The organism is Gilvimarinus gilvus (assembly GCF_030518155.1).
Classification (GTDB): domain Bacteria; phylum Pseudomonadota; class Gammaproteobacteria; order Pseudomonadales; family Cellvibrionaceae; genus Gilvimarinus; species Gilvimarinus gilvus.
The window spans coordinates 1-346 of record NZ_JAULRU010000489.1; the positions used below are offsets into that span (position 1 = coordinate 1).

The window sequence follows — 346 nt, forward strand, 5'->3', positions numbered from 1 at the left end:
ATACACGTGTAGCTGACCGTTACTTTGATTACGGCCATAGCGATTTTTTTGAGCCCGACAAGGACCATATCGTCAAATATTGGAAGCCTTATATTCTAGATGGGACCATCGTCGAGTCTGAGTGGGATAGCATAAAGCCGAAGACCCATCTGGGAATCATGCTGGCTTGTCACCCTTGGATCGGCAGACCTGCCTTCTATGCAACCGTTGGGTTAATTACAGCTGCCGTAGCGGGTTTGGCTTGGTGGCTACTCACCTGATCTTCCACTGCTCTGTTTCAGGGTCCCTTACCAAATGCTGCTCTGAGACGACATCCAAGCCTACGGACCTAAAAATACTGAGCATT

1 protein-coding gene is annotated in these 346 nt (G+C 48.8%); it reads left to right on the forward strand.

What is annotated here, in order from left to right; all coding sequences use genetic code 11:
- Positions 1–260: hypothetical protein (locus tag QWI17_RS09030; RefSeq protein ID WP_302722184.1), on the forward strand; the 260-nt coding region annotated here is incomplete at its 5' end.
- Positions 261–346 lie beyond the last annotated feature (86 nt).